The 18526-nt window shown below is 46.2% G+C and carries 14 protein-coding genes; 8 read left to right on the top strand and 6 right to left on the bottom strand.

The window, feature by feature from the left end; genetic code table 11:
* Nucleotides 1-52 precede the first annotated feature (52 nt).
* Nucleotides 53-391, top strand: coding sequence for an STAS domain-containing protein (locus LFX25_RS02430; protein WP_010572667.1), 339 nt, complete (start codon nt 53-55; stop codon nt 389-391).
* 7 nt (nt 392-398) lie between these two features.
* Nucleotides 399-989, top strand: coding sequence for an RdgB/HAM1 family non-canonical purine NTP pyrophosphatase (gene rdgB, locus LFX25_RS02425; protein WP_238728710.1), 591 nt, complete (start codon nt 399-401; stop codon nt 987-989).
* A 9-nt stretch (nt 990-998) separates the two neighbouring features.
* On the opposite strand, the gene LFX25_RS02420 is transcribed toward rdgB, so the two are convergent.
* Both LFX25_RS02420 and LFX25_RS02415 read right to left on the bottom strand, forming a co-directional pair.
* A complete protein-coding gene (locus LFX25_RS02420) occupies nt 999-1367 on the bottom strand; it encodes an LA_3696 family protein (protein ID WP_238731476.1) in 369 nt (122 codons plus the stop codon).
* 413 nt (nt 1368-1780) lie between these two features.
* On the bottom strand, nt 1781-3415 hold the full coding sequence (locus tag LFX25_RS02415; protein WP_238728709.1) for an ABC-F family ATPase: 1635 nt from the start codon (nt 3413-3415) through the stop codon (nt 1781-1783).
* Nucleotides 3416-3525: 110 nt separating this feature from the next.
* Between LFX25_RS02415 and LFX25_RS02410 the strand changes: the two genes are divergently transcribed.
* The gene (locus LFX25_RS02410) at nt 3526-5466 is read left to right on the top strand and encodes an OmpA family protein (RefSeq protein WP_238728708.1); all 1941 of its coding nucleotides are present in this window, start codon (nt 3526-3528) and stop codon (nt 5464-5466) included.
* Nucleotides 5467-5724: 258 nt separating this feature from the next.
* Nucleotides 5725-8160, top strand: a complete 2436-nt coding sequence (locus tag LFX25_RS02405) for a transglycosylase domain-containing protein (RefSeq protein ID WP_238731475.1) — start codon at nt 5725-5727, stop codon at nt 8158-8160.
* On the opposite strand, the gene LFX25_RS02400 is transcribed toward LFX25_RS02405, so the two are convergent.
* The gene (locus tag LFX25_RS02400; protein WP_238728707.1) at nt 8138-9697 is read right to left on the bottom strand and encodes an ABC transporter substrate-binding protein; all 1560 of its coding nucleotides are present in this window, start codon (nt 9695-9697) and stop codon (nt 8138-8140) included. The genes LFX25_RS02405 and LFX25_RS02400 overlap by 23 nt on opposite strands.
* On the opposite strand from LFX25_RS02400, the gene LFX25_RS02395 reads away from it, so the two are divergent.
* From LFX25_RS02395 to LFX25_RS02385, 3 genes are all read left to right on the top strand, one after another.
* Entirely contained in the window at nt 9697-11586 is a 1890-nt protein-coding gene (locus tag LFX25_RS02395; RefSeq protein WP_238728706.1) for an ABC transporter ATP-binding protein, read from the top strand. The two genes, LFX25_RS02400 and LFX25_RS02395, sit on opposite strands and share 1 nt — an antisense overlap.
* Nucleotides 11587-11609: 23 nt before the next feature.
* Complete coding sequence (gene lpxK / locus LFX25_RS02390; protein WP_238728705.1) at nt 11610-12641, top strand: tetraacyldisaccharide 4'-kinase; 1032 nt, start codon at nt 11610-11612, stop codon at nt 12639-12641.
* Between the two features lie 303 nt (nt 12642-12944).
* Nucleotides 12945-14300 (top strand): LA_0442/LA_0875 N-terminal domain-containing protein, encoded by a 1356-nt coding sequence (locus LFX25_RS02385; protein WP_238728704.1) that lies wholly within the window; start codon nt 12945-12947, stop codon nt 14298-14300.
* Here LFX25_RS02385 and LFX25_RS02380 read toward each other — a convergent pair.
* From LFX25_RS02380 to LFX25_RS02370, 3 genes are read right to left on the bottom strand one after another with little or no spacing between them, the layout of a single operon-like run.
* Complete coding sequence (locus tag LFX25_RS02380) at nt 14282-14611, bottom strand: helix-hairpin-helix domain-containing protein (RefSeq protein WP_238728703.1); 330 nt, start codon at nt 14609-14611, stop codon at nt 14282-14284. The two genes, LFX25_RS02385 and LFX25_RS02380, sit on opposite strands and share 19 nt — an antisense overlap.
* A complete protein-coding gene (locus LFX25_RS02375) occupies nt 14608-15369 on the bottom strand; it encodes a HesA/MoeB/ThiF family protein (RefSeq protein ID WP_238728702.1) in 762 nt (253 codons plus the stop codon). Before LFX25_RS02375 ends, LFX25_RS02380 begins: the two co-directional genes overlap by 4 nt.
* A gap of 14 nt (nt 15370-15383) precedes the next feature.
* On the bottom strand, nt 15384-15857 hold the full coding sequence (locus LFX25_RS02370; RefSeq protein WP_238728701.1) for a HEAT repeat domain-containing protein: 474 nt from the start codon (nt 15855-15857) through the stop codon (nt 15384-15386).
* Between the two features lie 170 nt (nt 15858-16027).
* Here LFX25_RS02370 and LFX25_RS02365 point away from each other — a divergent pair, with 170 nt between their 5' ends.
* Nucleotides 16028-18349 (top strand): M48 family metallopeptidase, encoded by a 2322-nt coding sequence (locus LFX25_RS02365; protein WP_238728700.1) that lies wholly within the window; start codon nt 16028-16030, stop codon nt 18347-18349.
* Nucleotides 18350-18526 lie beyond the last annotated feature (177 nt).

The raw sequence follows: 18526 nt of genomic DNA, 5'->3' as shown, positions 1-18526 counted from the left end.
GTTTTTTTGTTGAAAAACCAAATTCAAACAGCCACAGAAGTAACGGGACGCCATGGAAATAACCGTACAAGACGATATTCATATCATTAAAATTGCAGGATCCATTCTTCAATCCGACAGCGAAGAATTGGACCGAAATCTGAGTGAACACAATTTCGATCCGAGTCCGAAGATCATCATCGACCTCACCGAAGTGAATCATATCTGCTCCACCGCGTTAGGCATCATTGTTTCTTACAAAAAGAAATTCAAAAGCGCCGAAGGCGATATCATCATCGTGGTCAACGACGAGGATTTGCTGCAGCTTTTTGAGATCACGATGTTGGATAAGGTCTTCAAGGTTGTCCCGAATATCGAAGACGCTTTCGACGAATTCAAATTGAATCGCTGATCGTTTTTTGAAACAACTCGCCCTCGCCACAAACAATTCGCATAAAGTAAAAGAAGTCGGCTTCATTCTTACGGAGCTGGGAGTTCAAATCCTTACACCTAAGGATTTGAACGTTTCTTTTGACGCAGAAGAAACCGGCGTTACGTTTGCGGAAAACGCTCTCATCAAAGCAAGAGAACTCCATCGAATCACCAAACTTCCTTCGATCGCGGACGATTCGGGAATCTGCGTTTCCGCGTTAAACGGAGAACCCGGAGTCTATTCCGCGCGATTCGGAGGACCGGGTTTGGACGACAAAAGCCGCGCACTGCTTCTATTGGAAAAACTCAAAGGAAACACGAACCGCAGCGCGCATTATTCCTGCGCGATCGCCTATGTGGACGATACGATCGAACAAATCTTCGAAGGGAAATGCGAAGGAACCATCGCGGAAGAATATGATACGATTGGAATATACGGTTTCGGTTATGATCCCGTTTTTATTTATCCGCCGTTTCGAAAACCGTTTTCGCAGGTTTCGGAATCCGACAAGAATTCCGTTTCGCATCGAAGAAAAGCTTTGGAGAAACTACTTACATTCTTAAAAACTAAATCGTAATCGAATTGATTAGAATTTTACGATCATGGAAAAGATTCCAGCCGATCCCAAAACCGCGGCCAAAATCCATTTTGTTTGAATGGAAATAGCTTTGTGAATTTCCGAAATTTCAGATTTAACATCGGCACGATGATCCGCGAAATCCGTTTTCAAATCCATAAATTCCGATCGCAATTCGGATTTTAATTCGGACATTTCCAAACGAAGTTTACCGGTTTCCTCGGAAAGACGACGCTCGAAACGATCCGTCGCCAACTCAACTGCGTTCGACTGGCTTTTTGCAATGAAACGATTGAGAAAACCCACAAACTCTACGATCCCATCAGGACCCAAAAGCTCACCCAAACGTTTAGGAAATTTTCGAATTAGCGTTGGCATGATCATAAATTACTCCCGAGAAAATAATTGAGCAAGCAAAAAAACTGTCTCTAATCGGAAACGGTTCTCGGAAGGCATCGGTAGATTCAAAATTTTGAATTTATTTTAGAATTTTTATACGAAAATTTTTTATTTGAATTCAAAAGGAAATCAAATCTATTTTTAAAAAAAAATTTCGGAGAATCCGAATCTAAACAGAACGATCTATAAAATCACGAAAAACGTAATTTATATTTTTTGCATGTTATAAATGGAATAAAAGAAGATTTTGGAAAGTGGAAACGAAACATTTGAAAATAAACTTGCTATAAAATTTGAGAACCGATACTCTCGTTGCAAACTTGGGAGTTCCCACATTTTACTATTTTGGGACAAACTCAATATAAAAATTCTTACGTTTTCACCCCTCTTCCTCAACTTTCAGCCAGAACAGGACCGCCGGATAAACGTTTGTAGAATTCCGCACCTTCTCGTTCCAAGAAGTCCTCGTAAGATCCTTTGAAATCGCGGATTCCTTCGGTGGAAACCTCGATCACCCGAGTCGCCAAGGAAGATACGAACTCGCGGTCGTGTGAAACGAAGATTACGGTTCCTTCGAAGATGGACAAAGCGTAATTCAGCGCTTCGATCGTTTCCAAATCCAAGTGATTGGTCGGTTCGTCGAGCGCGAGTAGATTGTCTCCGGTCATAATCATTCTTCCGATGATGATCCTGGATTTTTCTCCTCCGGAAAGAACGCTGGTCGGTTTTTTGGCCATATCGCCGCTGAACAACATTCTTCCCAAAATCGCCCGGATCTCTTCCATTTCCGTTCCCGGATCGGCGTAACGATACAACCATTCCACAATCGTATCAGCGTCTTCTAATATACCTTCCCTGTGATCCTGAGGAAAGATGGAAGCGGTCACGGATTCTCCCATCGTTACTTTGCCGGTATCGGGCTCGATCTGTTTCATCAGCGTTTTCAACAAGGTGGTCTTTCCGACTCCGTTGGTTCCGATGATCGCGATCTTCTCCCCTTTGGTGATATTGATCGTAAAATCCTTAAAGATAGGACGGTCGTAGGATTTAGAAATATTATCCGCAAGAATTACGTCCTTACCGAGAGGCTTCTTCATTTTAAAACGAATATAAGGAGAAACCCTGGAAGAAGGTTTAACGTCGTCGAGTTTGATCTTTTCGATTTGTTTCTGTCTGGAAGTCGCTTGTTTTGATTTACTCGCGTTTGCGCTGAATCGGTTTACGAAGTCCTGAAGTTCGGCGATCTTTTCCTTCTTGCGTTTGTTCTCGTCTAACAGACGTTCGCGGGCCATCGTGGACGCTTCCATAAAGTCGTCATAGTTGCCCGGATAGATGGTCAAGGATTGATAGTCCAAATCGGCGATATGAGTCGCGATCGAATTGATAAAGTGACGGTCGTGAGAGATAACGATAACGACGCCGCGGTAGTTCGTTAAGAATTCTTCCAGCCAGTGAATCGTCTTGATATCCAAGTGGTTGGTAGGCTCGTCCAAAAGAAGAATGTCCGGTTTTTGAAATAAAACCTGGGCCAATAATACCCGAAGTTTAAAACCACCGGTTAAAAATGCGAGAGTCTGGGTATGACTTGTGGTGGGAATCCCTAAACCTTCGAGAAGTTCGCCCGCGGTGCTTTCCGCTTCGTAACCTCCGAGTTCTCCATATTTTTCCTCAAGTTCGGAAACACGCATTCCGTCCTCGTCGGACATCTCGGGTTTCGCGTAAATCGCGTCCCGCTCCTGGGAAACTTCCCAGAGTTCCTTGTTCCCCATAATCACGGTGTTGAGAACCGTTTCGTTTTCGTATTCGTAATGATCCTGTTTCAAATATCCGAGCTTCAATCCTGCGTCGATGGAAACCGCGCCGTTTGCGGCCTGTTCCAATCCCGCAAGAATTTTCATGAACGTGGACTTACCCGAACCGTTCGCTCCGATCAAACCGTATCTGCAATTCTCCTTAAACTTAACCGAAACGTTCTCAAAAAGAATTTTTTTACCAAAGTTTAGGGTTAATCCGGAAGTGCTGATCATCTGAGAATACCTGCCAGGGGAGAATCATGACCATGATTTTCAAGATAGGGTTTTTTGCCAAGAAAAAGGAGAATTAAGGACTTTTGAAATTCTTCCGAAGTTTATATCGTATGCGTTCTAAACTTCAGGCCATCCTTCCTTTGATTTTGAGTTTTCCGTTTTTAACGGAACTACAGGCAGAAGATAAGCATCTATCCCGAACGGGTCGGAGTCTTGCAGTCGCCGAAAATCTTTCGACTCGGAAACAATCGCACTTCGGAAGCGGCGATCAGTTATTGATCGGTAAGATCCTTCAGTTCGGAAAATTACTCGCAACCGAAAACGCATACGTCCCGATCGAATCCAACGAAATCACTTCCGAACTTTCCAAACTCAACGATAAGACGGTGCGGATTCTCTGCGGTATGAAGGGTGCAACCTGCAATCCGATCCGTTACGAAATCTATCCCTTTCTCGATACGAAGGAACTCAAACCTTGGACGATCAAAAAAATTCCCGATTACGTAAATCATAATATATTCGCATTCAATCCGACGGCCTCTCCGGACGGGAAATATCTTTTTTGGACGGCTTACATCAAACGCGGCCGTTCCGGAACGCAGAAGATCTGGTATTCCAAACTCGACGACAGAGGGTTTTGGGAAGACGGAAAAGAAATGAGCGCTCCTCTCAACAACGAAATGCCTTCCGCGGTCATCTCCGCGTTGCCCGGCGGTAACGAGCTCTTCGTCTTCGGGACGTTCGGCGAAAAAGAACTTTTGGACGAACTCGAAAAGGAATTCGAAGCGAAGGGAGAATCGGCCGCGCGTTCCTCCAAGAACTCGAACGAATACCGCAAAAAAATCGAAGAACTCAGAAACGACTACGACGAGAAGACGAAACAGATCACGAGAAGAGTTCCTTTGTATAAAAGTTTTAAGGAGAAGGATTCCTGGTCCAAGCCGAGTATATTAAAATTTCCTGATTTTTACAATCTCTACCGAAAGAAAAACGATTCCAGCCAGGAAGTGTTCGGCGGTTCCACACTTTCCTCTTCGGGAAGAATTCTGATCTATTCCTCCCAGCACAAAGATTCGAAAGGCAAACTCGATCTTTACGCGAGTAAAATGTTAAGCGACGGAACGTTTCCTTTGGGAACGAATCTCGGAGAAGTCATCAATTCCGACCACGAAGAGATGGCCCCGTTCTTGGCGAGCGACGATCGAACTCTGTATTTTTCCAGCGACGGGCACAAAGGTCTTTCGATTTATATGACGAGAAGGCTCGGAGACGGTTGGGATCAATGGACCAAACCCGTGGAAGTTTCGGAAAACCTGAAAGGTGTGAACTTCTTTTCGATTCCGGCCAACAGCGATTGGGCTTATATCAGTAAAGAAGGCCAGTTGTTTATGGCGTATCTTCCGAAAGAAATGCGTCCGGAAACTGTGGTCGTCGTCGACGGCAAGGTCGTGGACACGGACGGAAATCCTTTGTCCGCGGACATACATTACGAATCGTTAAAGTCTCATGAGAAAATCGGTAGCGCAAAGAGCGATCCTTCCACGGGGAATTTCTCGATCATTCTCCCCTTCGGAGAGAACTACGGTTTTTACGCTCAGAAGAAGGGATATCTTCCCGTTTCCCAAAATTTGAACCTGAGTTCCAAAAAGAAAACTTCCGAAAAGGTGGAGGTTCTTCTGCAACTTCCACCGATCCGGGAACGCGGAACGATTCAGATCAATAATTTATTCTTCGAATCCAAGAGCGTTCAAATCGCTCCCGAATCCGCGCCGGAACTCGATCGTCTCGCCGAAATCATCAAAGAAAATCCCGAGATCGAAATTCAGATCGAAGGACATACGGACAACGTCGGCAAAAAAAAGGACAATCGCCTTCTTTCCGAAAAACGCGCCAAGGCGGTCGCGGCATATCTTTCCCAAAAACATTCGATTCCCGCGGCAAGAATCCAAACGCGCGGTTTCGGAGACGAGATGCCTCTCGCCAAAAACGATTCGGAAGAAGGACGCAAAAGGAATCGAAGAGTGAATTTCACAATTCTCAAGAAGAAATGATTTTGGGGAAAATTCGCGATTTAAAAATAAGTTCTTTCCAAATAACGCAAAACCGGAGTCAACCTTTCTAAAAACCCGATTTTGTGGGAGTTCCCACAACTCTTTCGATGCGAATTCGGATTGACATTTTAAAAATCCGCAACGGGAAGAACGTTTTAAAATCTTACAGGATTCTATTCGGAACGTTTTCTAATACTTTACAAAGTTTCCACGGTTTCTATTGTCTTTCTCTGAGATCCGATTCGATAAGAGGAAATGATGACATCCGGCAACGAGAAAGTATTCTCCCTTCTAAGTTCAATCCAAGAAACCGTTCGTAAACTTTTCCTCTTTTCCAAAGCTCACTGGAGGCAAATTCTCCGTTATGCGACGATCGCCGCGATCGCGATCGCCTCGTTTTTAATCGGGGGTTCTTACGTCGTTTGGCTCACTAAAAAAGACGAGGTCGTTTCCAATCTCGATAAGTTCAAAAACGAAGTCACGAATTATTACGAAATCAGCCAGATCCGTCCGATTCGAATTCTGGATCGAAACGGAAAATTGATCGGGGAATTCTCGAGAAGAAAGTTCAAACCGATCCGCACGGATAATCTCAAGGAACACGGCAACATCGTTTGGGCACTTCTCTCCTCCGAAGACCGGGAATTTTACAATCATCACGGAATCAACTACACCGCGCTTTTGCGCGCGATTCTCATCAACCTGACCACGTTTCAAAAACAAGGCGGTTCGACGATCACACAACAGCTTGCAAAGCTGACTCTCGATCTCGGAGCGAGAAACATATTCAACAAGATTACGGAATTCTACTGTACGTTTTATCTCGAAAGTCAGTTCGACAAGAACACGATCCTTTCGATGTATCTCAATCGGATCTTTTTGGGAGAAGGAAACACGGGAGTCGAAGAAGCGAGCCGTTATTACTTCAACAAGGCCGCGGCGGAATTAACCCCGGCCGAAGCCGCGATGCTCGTGGGTATCATTCCCGCTCCTTCCAATTACAATCCTGTCCGCAGTTTAAAGACGGCTCTCAAACGGCAGAGGCTCGTGATGGTTCCGATGTCCGAGAACACGCAACTTCATCCGAATCCGTCCAGCATCGATAAGAATTTTGCGAAGAAGATCGACGCAAATCTGAAATCGTTCAAATCCTTTTATAAGGTCGAGATCACGAAAGACGGAGAGAAGGAATTCTACGCCTCCGAGATCGCTAGATACGGATTCGACAAAGACTTTACAGTCAATCTCGCGCCCGATTTCAATTACGGAATCCGTCAACATATCCTCGATACGTTTTCCGAGATCGATATCGAAACCAGAGGAATGAACGTCTACACGACTTTGGATTACGACAAACAGGACGCTGCGGAAAAGTCTTTGCGCGAAGGGATCGAGTCCGTACGCAAAAAGCTGACCGACGTCAAAGCCGCATACGCGAAAAAAGGCGATTCGGAAGAAGCGAGAATCCAACAATCCATCATCGACAATATGAACGGTTCGCTGATTTCGATCAATCCCGGAAACGGTTATATCGAAGCGATGGTCGGCAGTTACAAAATTTCTAATATATTCAGGCTCAACCGCGCGGTTTCCGCGGTAAGACAACCCGGTTCCACGATCAAAGCCCTTGTCTACGCGATCGCGTTCGAAAACAGAATCATCACTCCTTCCTCCAAGGTCATGGACGAGGAGATCAACATACGCGGATATTCGCCGAAAAACTGGTACAAAGGTTACAAGGGAGAAGTCACCGCGAGAATCGCGTTCGCACAGTCGATCAATACGATCGCCGTGAAATTGTTAAACGAATTCGGAGTGAGCGAATTTCTCGAAAAGATCGCGATGATCTTGGACATAGACAAGACAACTCTGGAAAAAAGATTCCAACCCAATCTTTCTCTGGCTCTCGGTTCGGGAGAATTATCTCCGATGGAACTGGCGCTGATCTACTCGACGATCGCGAACGGAGGAAAGAAAGTAACGCCGGTTCAGATATTAAGAATTACGGATATGGAAGGAAGCGAAATGTTTTCCGCCCCTTTAAAAGATCCGAACGAGGCGATTCAAATCCTCGATCCGGTCGCGTGCGCGGAAACGATCAATCTTTTGGAAGGCGTGTTGAGCGAACAAGGAACGATGAAGCTCCGCCTCAAAGCGGAGGATTCGTTTCCGATGGGCGGCAAAACGGGAACGGTTCAATCTCCTAAGGAAGCGCGTAAAAAATGGGGAAGCCGCAAAGGGGTCCGGGACGCTTGGTTTGCGGGAGTCAACCCCGACTTAGTAACGACCGTGTGGATCGGAAACGACGTGGGCGCTCCGTTCGAAGGCTCCGGTTCCGCAATCAGCGGAAACATCTGGTTTCGTTACGCAAATTATATCGCTAGAAACATCGGTTTTTCGGACACGCTCATCAAACCGTTTAACGGCGATTTTGTGAAAGTGGACGTGTGCGGCGACACGGGAAGTCTTCTTCATTCTTCCGTTCCCTGCACCTATCCTTTATACGGACAGTATTATTATATCGGAGAACAGCCCGCGCCTCCCGCGGGAACCTCTGCCGCAACACCGGAAACGACCGCCCCGGAAGGAGGAACCGCGACCAACGATCGGACGATTCTTCCCCAAGCGGAAGAAGGAGACGGAGATTCGGTCGAACTCGAACTTCCGCCGACTAAAGATATTCCGCCAAACTAGGATACCGTTTCGCTTTTTCAGATATTAGAAAAGTCTCATACGGCGACCAAAGAAAAATCCAAGGATATTCTCTCAAAAGAATCCGCAAGGCCTTGGTGGTTTCCGTTTCAAGATTCAAAGAATCAGAACTTCTCGCCTTCGTAAAAAGAAGTTCGAGTTCCTTGTTTTCATAGTGCGCTCGGTTTCCCCCGTTCCCCTTATCCTTTCCCGAAAACAAAGGATCGATAAAGTTCCAAGCGCCCGGCAAATCGGCGTACCAAAAAAGCAACGTCAGATCCCCTTTGCCCTCTCCATTCTCCTTATACAAAACGGCCTTTTCCATCGGGCGGATTTTCACCTTGAGTCCGAGTTCTTTTAAAAAACCCGCCAAGGCCAAACCGTTCGCATTGTTTTCGTCGTCGCCCCGCATTCTAAAATCGATTTCTCTTTCCAGAATGTTCGGATAACAAGAGGACTTTTTCAGATATTCTTTCGCCTTTTCCGGAGAATGACTTTGAATCGCCGAAAACTCCGGATTCGCGCCGACGATCTCCTGCATCTTTGTCTGCGAAATGTTTACCGGCGGAACCGGACCGAACGTTGGATCTGCGTTACCTTCCAGAAGTTTTTCGATGACGAGATGACGATTGACGGCGGTATTTAAGGCTTTTCTAAAGTTCACGTCGAAACATGGTTCGTTCGCGTTGATCGCGACGTATTGCACGCCCGATCCTTTTCGAAAACGGAGATTTTCTTTTTGAATATGAGGATTTTTTAATAGAAAATTCGGAAGACGCATCAGATCCATTCTTCCTTTGGAAAAAAGAAACACGCCGGTGGACGCGGAAGCCAATATCCGCAAACGGATCTTTTTCGGAAGGTCTTCGGTTACGGAAGGATTTTTTTCAAGAAGAATGTAATTGTTCTTTTTCCATTCTTTGAGAATATATCTACCCGCTTTCGCAGATTCGGATACATTCTTTTTTTCTAATGTTTCAAGCGACTCCGCCACCAAACTCCCCGTTTCGGAAAATTTACAGCATACGATCGCAGCGGGCGGCAAGGACAATGCGTCGACTGCTTGCCGCAATCCGCCCGTGATTTTCAGTTCGATTTCCTTTTCACCGGTCGCGTTGATTTCTTTTAGGAACGCGTATTGATTTCGTCGCGGACCGGGAGTATTCTTAAGTCGATCCAAAGAATCTTTGACTTGCGAAGCGCTCAATTCTTCACCGTTCGTCAATCGATGCGATCTCAGTTTGAGTTTGAGAGAACGAACTTCTCCCTTGCCCGTTAATTGATGCGATTCCACGAGTTGATAAGCCGGATTTCCTTCCGGCGTTTTTTGAAATAGAAACGGATATAAGAATTTTCCCAAAGTGCGCGAAGATAAATCGGTGGAAAAGAGCGGATCCAAACTGATCGGATCGGAAGGCAAAGAAAGAATCAATTCCTCGGGGTCTTCCTCCTGCAAACCGCAACCGGAAAAAAGAAGGGACAAAACAACGATTCCTGCAAAAAAGGGTAGAGAAGTATTCAAAAGACTAAACCTGTCCAATGAACATCTATAAACGGCTCCTAAAGTATTCCTTCAAGTACAAATACAGATTGATTTCGGGTATCGTACTTTCTTTTCTCGTATCGGTTCTGAACGGAGCTTCTCTTACTTCTTTGATTCCGATTTTCGATTCTCTCGGGACAGGAGAAAAAACGAATTTCGAAATTTCCCTTACCAAAAAAGACAAAGCCCTGATCCAGCGTTACGAAGAGAAAGATTCTTTTACGAGTGTAGAATCCATCGAACTGCAGCTCGCTCACTGGAAAGTGCAGCTGAATTCTTCGCTGAAGAAAATGAGTCACGACGAACTCGTTCTTCTGTTTTGTTTTATCGTTTTTCCCGTATATCTTTTGAAGCTCATCTTTCTCGCTGCGGCGGTTTATTGTATCAACTCGGCCGGTTATCTAGCGATCCGGGATTTGCGGGCTGAACTGTACGCAAAGGCGCAAACTCTTCCTCTCAATCACTTCGTTCAGGAAAAAACGGGAATCCTGATGAGTAGAATCATCAACGACGTGGAAGTTCTCGGTAAACTGATCAGTTCGGATTTGAAGGACGCGATCACGGATTTCTTTTACATCGTCACGCATTTGCTTCTTCTTCTTTATCTGAGCTGGAAGATGTTTCTTGCCGTGTTCATCATCGTTCCGATCGTGATGGGCCCCGTTTCCGCATTCGCCGATAAGATCCGCAGGGCGACCCGAAACCAACAGGAACGTCTGTCCTCGTTAAACGGACATCTTCAGGAAGTCATTTCCGGAATCCGTGTGATCCGCGCGTTCTCGATGGAAAAGGCGGAGGCGAAACGTTTCTGGGAATTCAACCAAGATCTTTCGGACAAAACTTTCAAAGGACATTTTTATCATCAAGTCGGACCTTCCCTTACGGAATTGTTCAGCTCGATCGTAGCCGTGATTTTTTTGAGCTTCGGCGCGTATCTGATGGAAGACGGAACGTTCTCCCGCGGGATGTTTATGGCGTTCTTTTTAACGCTCATTTTTTTAATGCGACCGTTCAAGCAGATGAGTATGTTGTCCAACTCGATCCAAAGCGCGATCTCCGCCGGGGATCGGGTGTTCGAGCTTTTGGATCAGGAAACCGACATTCAAAATCCCTCGAATCCTAAAATCCTAAAAAGAATCGAAAAAGGCATTTCGTTTAACAATGTGACCTTCACGTATCCGGGCGCGAAAAACCCCGCGATCCAGGAAATCAATCTCGAAATCCCGAAAGGAGAAACGATCGCACTCGTGGGCGCATCGGGGGCGGGAAAGTCCACGTTAGTCGATCTTGTTCCGAGATTGATCGATCCTCAGGAAGGAAGCATCACCGTCGACGGAATCGATCTTCGGGAAATGGATCTGAGCAATCTCCGCAAAAGAATCGGAATCGTATCGCAGCAGGTTTTTTTATTCAACGGAACGATTCGGGAAAACATCTGTTACGGAAACTCGAACGTTTCGGAGGATCGACTTCACGCCGCTTGCGAACAAGCCTTTGCGATGGACTTCATTCTTTCCATGGAGGAAGGTTTCGACACGATCGTGGGCGAACGAGGCGTGATGCTTTCGGGCGGTCAAAGACAAAGAATCGCGATCGCCCGCGCCTTATTGCTCGATCCGGAAATTTTGATCTTGGACGAGGCGACTTCCGCACTCGACACTGAATCGGAACGACTGGTTCAACAAGCCCTCGAATCCCTTTACAAAAACAGAACCGTAATCATCATCGCGCACAGACTTTCCACCGTTCAAATCGCGAACCGTATTTTTACGATGGAAAACGGAAGAATCGTGGAATCGGGAACACACGCGGAGCTGATCCAACTCGACGGCAAATACAAAAAACTCTACGACATCCAGTTCGTAGAATCCTCCGAAACCTTCTAACATAAGAAAATTATAATTCTCTCATGAAATCCTTTACTCCCCTTTCGCTCTTGCAAGTCGTTCTATTCCCGATCCTATACGCGCTTTCGTTCGTCTATCGCGGCATTTTTTTGTTGGATCGGAAATTTACGGAAAAGAAAAAACTTCCCGGTGCGTTCGTAATCAGCGTGGGAAATCTTTCCATGGGCGGAACGGGTAAAACCCCCTTCTCCATTTATCTTGCAAAATTGATTCATCGCGAGTTCCCGGAAAAAAAAATCGTGCTGTTGTCCCGCGGATACGGCGCTACCGGATCGAAGAGCGGATATCGAGTCACCATACAATCGACTCCGAGAGAAGCGGGAGACGAACCTCTTCTTTTAAAAAAACATCTTCCGTTCGCGGAAGTGTGGATCGGAAGGGATCGATACGCGTCCTATCTTCGTTTTAAAAAAGAATTGAAGATGGAGGAAAACCCGATCGTAATTTTGGACGACGGATTTCAACATCACGTATTGGAACGAGACGTGGATATGGTTTTATTGGATTCGAGCAGGATTCATCGCGAACGTTTTCTAATCCCCGCCGGAAATCTTCGTGAACCGATTTCCTCTCTTACAAGGGCGGATTGGATCGTATTCTCGAAATACGAACCTTCGGTGGAAAGAATCGTTCAGAACATTCAGAAAAAATTTCCTCAGGGAATTCTGCGTTTTACTTCCGAACCGGATAAGTTGTTATCGCCCGATCTGCAGTTGGATTCTCCGAAAATCTTTTACGGTAGGAAGGTGTATGCCTTTACGGGAATCGGAAATCCGGAAGTTTTCTTTTCGATGATCCGCAAGTTTCAACCGTTGGAGTTGGAAACGAGAGCGTTCCGCGATCACCACTCGTATACGTTGGAAGACGAAAACGCGCTCGATACGATTTCGAAAGACAACGACTATCTGGTTTGTACGGAAAAGGATCTGATTAAGATTTCGAGACCTCCGGAGAATCTGAAAATTCTTCTTTTGGAAAGCAAACTCGACAAAGAAGAGAAGCTGATCTCTTTCTTAAAAAACAAAATCGCCTAACGAACGTTCGAACTTTTTTCCGGGAACCCGGTTCACTCGAGTAACGAGCGTCATCATAAAACTTTCTTTCAAAAGAGATCCGATCTATAATTGGAATCCCAACTCTTAAAGTTTCGTTTATATTACAGTTGTAATCTCTTTTCCAAAAGGATTCTACGTTTCCAAAAGCATAAATTCCGAATTTCTTTCGTAAGAAAATCCGATTCTTTTCCATCGAATTTAATCTTAAGAATTTTAAATCGAATTGCAGGATTTCATCGGTGTGTTAACATTCCCGTTATCGTGTTTCAGATCGAAAGGCTTATGAAAAAATTTATTTCCTATGTTATAATTATCATTCTTCTTTTTTCTTTTTCGCTGCGAAGCGAAACCCTTCTTTTAAAGTCCGGCGAAAAGATGGAGGGACATATTGTGAGCCAGGATAAGGAATCGGTGACATTCAAACTCGAAGACGGAACTGTAAAGGTTCTTCCGAAATCAACGATCCGAAAAATCTCTTTCGCAAAAATTCAGGATGCTACGACGAAAAAGGAACCGCAAGTAAGCGAGGAAGAGAAGAAAGCGAAAGAAGCCGCCGAGATTGCGGAGAAACAAAAGAAAGAAGCGGCCGAACTCGCCGAAAAGCAAAAGACGGAATCGGAAAAACAAAAATCGAAAGAGGAAAAGGCCAAAAAAAGGGAACAGGAACTTTCGGCTTCCAAAAGACATTATCTCGAAGCTTCCTTCGGAGCCGGAAGCGGCAAGGAACAGACCGAACTTCGTCCTTTTTATCAAACGATTTCCTACGCGGGTTTGCTGTTCAGCAGTTCCGGTCAGGCCGAGATTCTCATGGACCCGTTTACGACGACTAACAAGAGTTCGACGACGCGACTTAAATACGCATGGAACCGTTTTACGGTAGAGCTGAGAGGAACCGAGGCGAAAGGAAACATAGACGTCAGCGGGATTCAAACGTTGGCTTTCGGAACGGGCGGCGGCTCATCGAGTTCCGGCGAAAGAACGGCGAACCTCATCGTAGGCGACGCGAACACGAAATTCCAAAAGGTGTCCTCTCGTTTCGGTTTTACCCCGTATCCTCATCCGGTTCTGGATTTGCAGATCCTCGGAGGCGTGGAAAGAATTTGGTCCAAGACCAGTCAGGAAGTGGATAGCTTCGGCCAGACGACCGCGAGCGGTATCAATCCGAGTCGCATTAGCTTTCGCGAATATGCCCAATCTCAAAAAGGGATTAGTTACGGTATCGGTTTCGAGTTCAAGTTTTTGGAACGATATACGTTTCAGGGACAACTGCTTCATCTCAGCATGTCGAGCCCTTCCAGTTTGCAAAATTACGAATATAGAATGGACCCCAGCTCGTCCTCTTCTTCCACGATCCGTCTCAATCAAACCGGTTTGGATTATTGGTGGAAATCAACTGGAACCGAAGTCAATCTCAAACTTTCCGCGAGGATCGTCGGCAACTTCAGCCTATTTGCGGAAGCGAGCAATATGACTCTCAAAAACAAACTGCAAACGGGATATATCACGGACAACGAAGGAGGTAGCGATCAGATCGGATTAAAGATTTTCGGGCCGAGAATTTTGATTCCGATGTTGTACGACTCGAAAACCGTTCTGACGTATTTTCAAATCGGCGGGAATTATCGTTTCGATTTTTGAGGTTTTTCGGATTCCTTCCAGTTCCACCACTTGAGTTTTTCGGCGTTCGGCTTTTTCGTATTCAACGCGTAGTGAGCGCATCGAAAAACGTAAAGCATACAACGATCCACGGTTCCTCCGTGAAGATCGCAGCAGCGAACGTATAATTTTTCGGGGTCCGCCGAACCGATCTCGTCCAGACTTCTAAAACCGAGATTCCAATAATCCATTGCGATCGATTTCCCGACTCCGGGAAGCGTTTGAAATTCCTTCAGAATATCCGATTGTTCGAGATATCCTTTTTCCATTTTAGAATATTCTTTTTTACTCATAGATGCGAACAAGCCTTGCAGTCGTTCCGTTTGATCAGAGAAACCTTATGAAATTCCATGGACTTCGATTCGAGCTGAAGCATGGAACCGAAAACCCCGGGAGATTCCGAAGCGGTAAGTCCGAGTAAAAATTTTACGGCTTCGGTCGCCTGAATGCTTCCGATGATTCCGGCAATACTTCCGATCACACCCGCTTCCGAACAACTCGGGATCGCGTTTGCCGGAGGAAGAGTTTCATAAATACAGCGGTAACAAGGATCGATGCCCGGACGAATTCCCAAAACCATTCCGTCAAAACGGAGAATTCCCGCGATTAAAAGAGGAATCTTCAAAGCACAACATACGTCGTTTGTAAGAAACTTAGTTTCGAAATTATCCGAACCTTCCAAAACCAAATCGCTGTTTTTCAGATGCTCTTCCGCATTCTCCGGATTCAAACGAACTGAAAACGATTCGATCTCGATGTACGGATTCAATTCTTCGATTCTATGTTTGGCCGTTTCCGATTTGGAAAGACCGATTTCCGAATGTTTAAACAGAATTTGTCTTTGCAGATTTGTGGTGTCGATCGTATCGGAATCCAAGACTCGGATCTTTCCGATTCCCGCCGCGGCGAGATAATAGAGAGCGGGAGAACCCAACCCCCCGGCGCCGATCACGGTCACTCGGGAGGACTTGAGGGTTTCTTGACCCTTTCGTTTTACTTCATCCAGAAGAATGTTCCGGGAATACCGGCTGATTTCCGGAGGAGTCAACAAGGTCTTTTAGGAAATTAGAGTTTTAACTTCTTCTTGATAAGATCCAGAAAATCGGAAACAAACTCGTCTCCTCTGCGATTCTTATCCGCGTATTCGAAAGCTTCTTTCGTGGAATCTTCGACTTTTTCGTTTTTTGTCGTGATGTTTAAAAGAGAAGCGAGAGAAGCGTAAACGATGTCCCCGTTTTCGGAGGAAATAATTTTATTCTTCAGAGCGATGGTCGCGTCGCCCGGCTCTGCGATTCTTCCCAAAGCGATCGCTGCGGCCGAAGCAACCTTCGGTTCGTTGTTGCGGTTGAGAAGATTGATGAGTTCCGGAATCGCGGATTTTTCCTTATTCTTTCCGAGCGCAACCGCCGATTCGTATTTTTCGGAATCGGAACCGGAAGAAAGGGATTTGATATGTTCTTCCGTGGATTTTTCGGCAAACAGAGCGCCGGTTGTAAAAGAAACCGCGAACGCAATAGCAAGAATAGAACGAAATTTCATGAGTGACTCCTTTCCTTCGGAAGAATCGCGCGGTGAAACGAAAGCGTCAATCCAAATATTCACCTTCTTCCGCGCGGGTTTTAGCCGGTTCTTTTCGTTTTGTGTCTCTCGTTTCAACCTTGACCGATAGAACAAACAATCGCAAAATCCTCGAATTCAAGGACGTTGTTATGGATCACTTATACCCCGCAAGCCCCGCGAATATTCCTTCGGATCTTACCGGATTGAACCGGGCTCACAAACGAAATCTTTGGCTGACCGTAATCGGTCTGATTCTTTTTCTTCTCGTATATCTCGCATTAAGCGGATGGTTTGTTTGGTCGTCGTATTCCTTGATTCGACACGGATTGGACGAAGACGGAGCGGGAATTTATTCCTGGATCGCGGGAATCGGTTCCGGGCTGATCGCCTTGTTTATGATCAAGGCCTTATTCTTCGTAAAAAAAGGAAACATGGAGGAAGAATACGAAATCACATCCAAAGACCAGCCCCAACTGTTTCACTTCCTATATCGTTTAGCGGACGAAACCGGAGCGCCCCGTCCTCATCGAGTATTTCTTTCCCCGAGAGTCAACGCGTGCGTATTTTACGATTTATCGATGCTCAATTTTTTCTTCCCTTCCAAGAAGAATCTGGAGATCGGACTCGCGCTCGTAAACGTACTGAGCATCAGCGAACTCAAAGCCGTTCTCGCACACGAATTCGGACATTTCGCGCAACGCAGCATGGCCGTGGGAAATTGGGTTTACATCGCGCAGCAGATCGCGGCACATTTGATCGGAAGAAGGGACGCGCTTGATGATTTTCTTCGTTCGGTTTCGAGATTCGACATTCGGGTCGCTTGGATCGGTTGGTCGCTTCGCTTAATCATTTGGTCCTTGCGGTCCGCTCTGGAATCCTTTTTCAATCTTGTCGTATTAGCACAAAGAGCGCTTTCCAGAGAAATGGAATTCCAAGCGGACCTCGTAGCGGTTTCGGTCACGGGAAGCGACGCATTGATTCACGCGCTTCATAAACTGCAAGCGGCGGACGAAGCTTGGGAAACGACGCAGGGATTTCTTGTCGATCAGGTTCGTTTGGGGAAAGCGGCCAAGGATATTTTTCCGGTTCATTCCAAAATCATCGATAAGTCTAGAAATCTCTGGAACAATCCGAATTACGGAAGAGTTCCCGCGCTGCCTTCGGAAAATCCGCAGGGACATCGCATCTTTACGTCCGAGATCGCTCAACCTCCGAGAATGTGGGCGACCCACCCATACAATCATGAACGGGAAGCGAACGCGAAAAAGAGATACGTTCCCGCTTTGCTCGACGATAGAAGCAGCTGGCTCGTGTTCGACGACGCGGATTCTCTTCGTGAAAAATTCACGGATCGGCTTCTTTCCCGTTACGAAACGGAACTGAGTAAGGACGCGGAAATCCTGAACGCGGTCGATCAATTCTACGAAAAGGAATATCTAAACAGCCGTTATAGAGGCGCGTATTTGGGAAGATCCTTTGCACGTTATGCGTCATCTCCCGATAAATTTTACGAAACGAAGATCGATTCCGTTTCCGAAGCCTTGAACGAATTGTATCCGCCGAATTTAACGGAACAACTGGAGAAGCTCCGCTCTCTCGAAAAGGAAAAAAATCTTCTCACCGCGCTAAAGGAAGGATTCTACACTCCTCCCGACGGAATCATCCGCTTTCGCGGAACGGAACTCAAAAAAAAGGAACTTCCCTCGGCCATCGAAAGTTTGGAAAAGGATTGTAACGAACTGCAAGCGGAGGTTTTTGCACACGATCAAAAATGCAGAACGGCCCATCTCAAAGCGGCGGAACAGATCGGCCAAGGATGGCCCGAGTATCTGCGCGGCTTGATGGACTTGCTTCACTACGCGGTTCACTCAATGGAGAATATCGAGGACAGCAGGGCGTTGTTGAACAACGTGTATGCGGTCGTAACGGCGGATCGGCACGTGAGCGGTCAAGAATTGATCCGTCTCGTATCGGCGGGCAATCAAGTTTACGACGCGATCGCAGCCGTGCACAATCATAAGCAAAACATAATATTGGATTCCGAACTTCTAGAGCGCTTGGAATTGAAGGACTGGAATTCAGCGTTCAGCGAATTCAAATTCACCCGTGCGACCGAAGACAATATGCAGCAGTGGCTGGAAGTGGTCGATTCTTGGATCAACGAGGCGATCGACGCGCTTTACGCGCTAAAACAAGCGAGCCTCGAAAAACTTCTTCTCGCGGAAGCGAAGATCGCGGAAAAAATCCGGAATCCGAAAACGAAATTGGAATCCGCACCTCCGCCTTCGAAAGCGGTTCCAGAATATCCGACTTTGATTCCGCGTCAGGAGCGAAAACTACAAACCCGTTTGGATCTTTGGGATCGGTTTCAAACCGCGGACGGATTGGTTCCGGGAATTCTTCGGTTTGCGGTTGCTGCGGGAATCATAGGCGGAGCCTTGTATCTCACGAGTTTTGCGGTTTTTCGATAGGACCCGATTCGCTTTGTAAACGACACCGAAACGCGCGTGTCGCTCCATTCGACTCAAATCTGCGGTGGAACTCCTTCCATCCGTTCGAATTTACCGGTCGGAAATACGGAAAAAGGAATCTTCTCCGAAAAGAGAAACCATCCGGGCAAGGGCGTCCTGCGGTTTCGGTTTCTATTT

It is taken from the genome of Leptospira sanjuanensis (genome assembly GCF_022267325.1).
GTDB classification, from domain to species: domain Bacteria; phylum Spirochaetota; class Leptospiria; order Leptospirales; family Leptospiraceae; genus Leptospira; species Leptospira sanjuanensis.
This window is presented reverse-complemented; position numbering and strand designations above follow the sequence as displayed.

What these genes read in the sequence shown, in the direction of transcription:
- LFX25_RS02430 (WP_010572667.1), top strand. Translation starts at nt 53, where the DNA reads ATGGAAATAACCGTACAAGACGATATTCATATCATTAAAATTGCAGGA.
- LFX25_RS02420 (WP_238731476.1), bottom strand. Translation starts at nt 1,367, where the DNA reads ATGCCAACGCTAATTCGAAAATTTCCTAAACGTTTGGGTGAGCTTTTG.
- LFX25_RS02415 (WP_238728709.1), bottom strand. Translation starts at nt 3,415, where the DNA reads ATGATCAGCACTTCCGGATTAACCCTAAACTTTGGTAAAAAAATTCTT.
- LFX25_RS02410 (WP_238728708.1), top strand. Translation starts at nt 3,526, where the DNA reads ATGCGTTCTAAACTTCAGGCCATCCTTCCTTTGATTTTGAGTTTTCCG.
- LFX25_RS02405 (WP_238731475.1), top strand. Translation starts at nt 5,725, where the DNA reads ATGACATCCGGCAACGAGAAAGTATTCTCCCTTCTAAGTTCAATCCAA.
- LFX25_RS02395 (WP_238728706.1), top strand. Translation starts at nt 9,697, where the DNA reads ATGAACATCTATAAACGGCTCCTAAAGTATTCCTTCAAGTACAAATAC.
- lpxK (WP_238728705.1), top strand. Translation starts at nt 11,610, where the DNA reads ATGAAATCCTTTACTCCCCTTTCGCTCTTGCAAGTCGTTCTATTCCCG.
- LFX25_RS02385 (WP_238728704.1), top strand. Translation starts at nt 12,945, where the DNA reads ATGAAAAAATTTATTTCCTATGTTATAATTATCATTCTTCTTTTTTCT.
- LFX25_RS02380 (WP_238728703.1), bottom strand. Translation starts at nt 14,611, where the DNA reads ATGAGTAAAAAAGAATATTCTAAAATGGAAAAAGGATATCTCGAACAA.
- LFX25_RS02370 (WP_238728701.1), bottom strand. Translation starts at nt 15,857, where the DNA reads ATGAAATTTCGTTCTATTCTTGCTATTGCGTTCGCGGTTTCTTTTACA.
- LFX25_RS02365 (WP_238728700.1), top strand. Translation starts at nt 16,028, where the DNA reads ATGGATCACTTATACCCCGCAAGCCCCGCGAATATTCCTTCGGATCTT.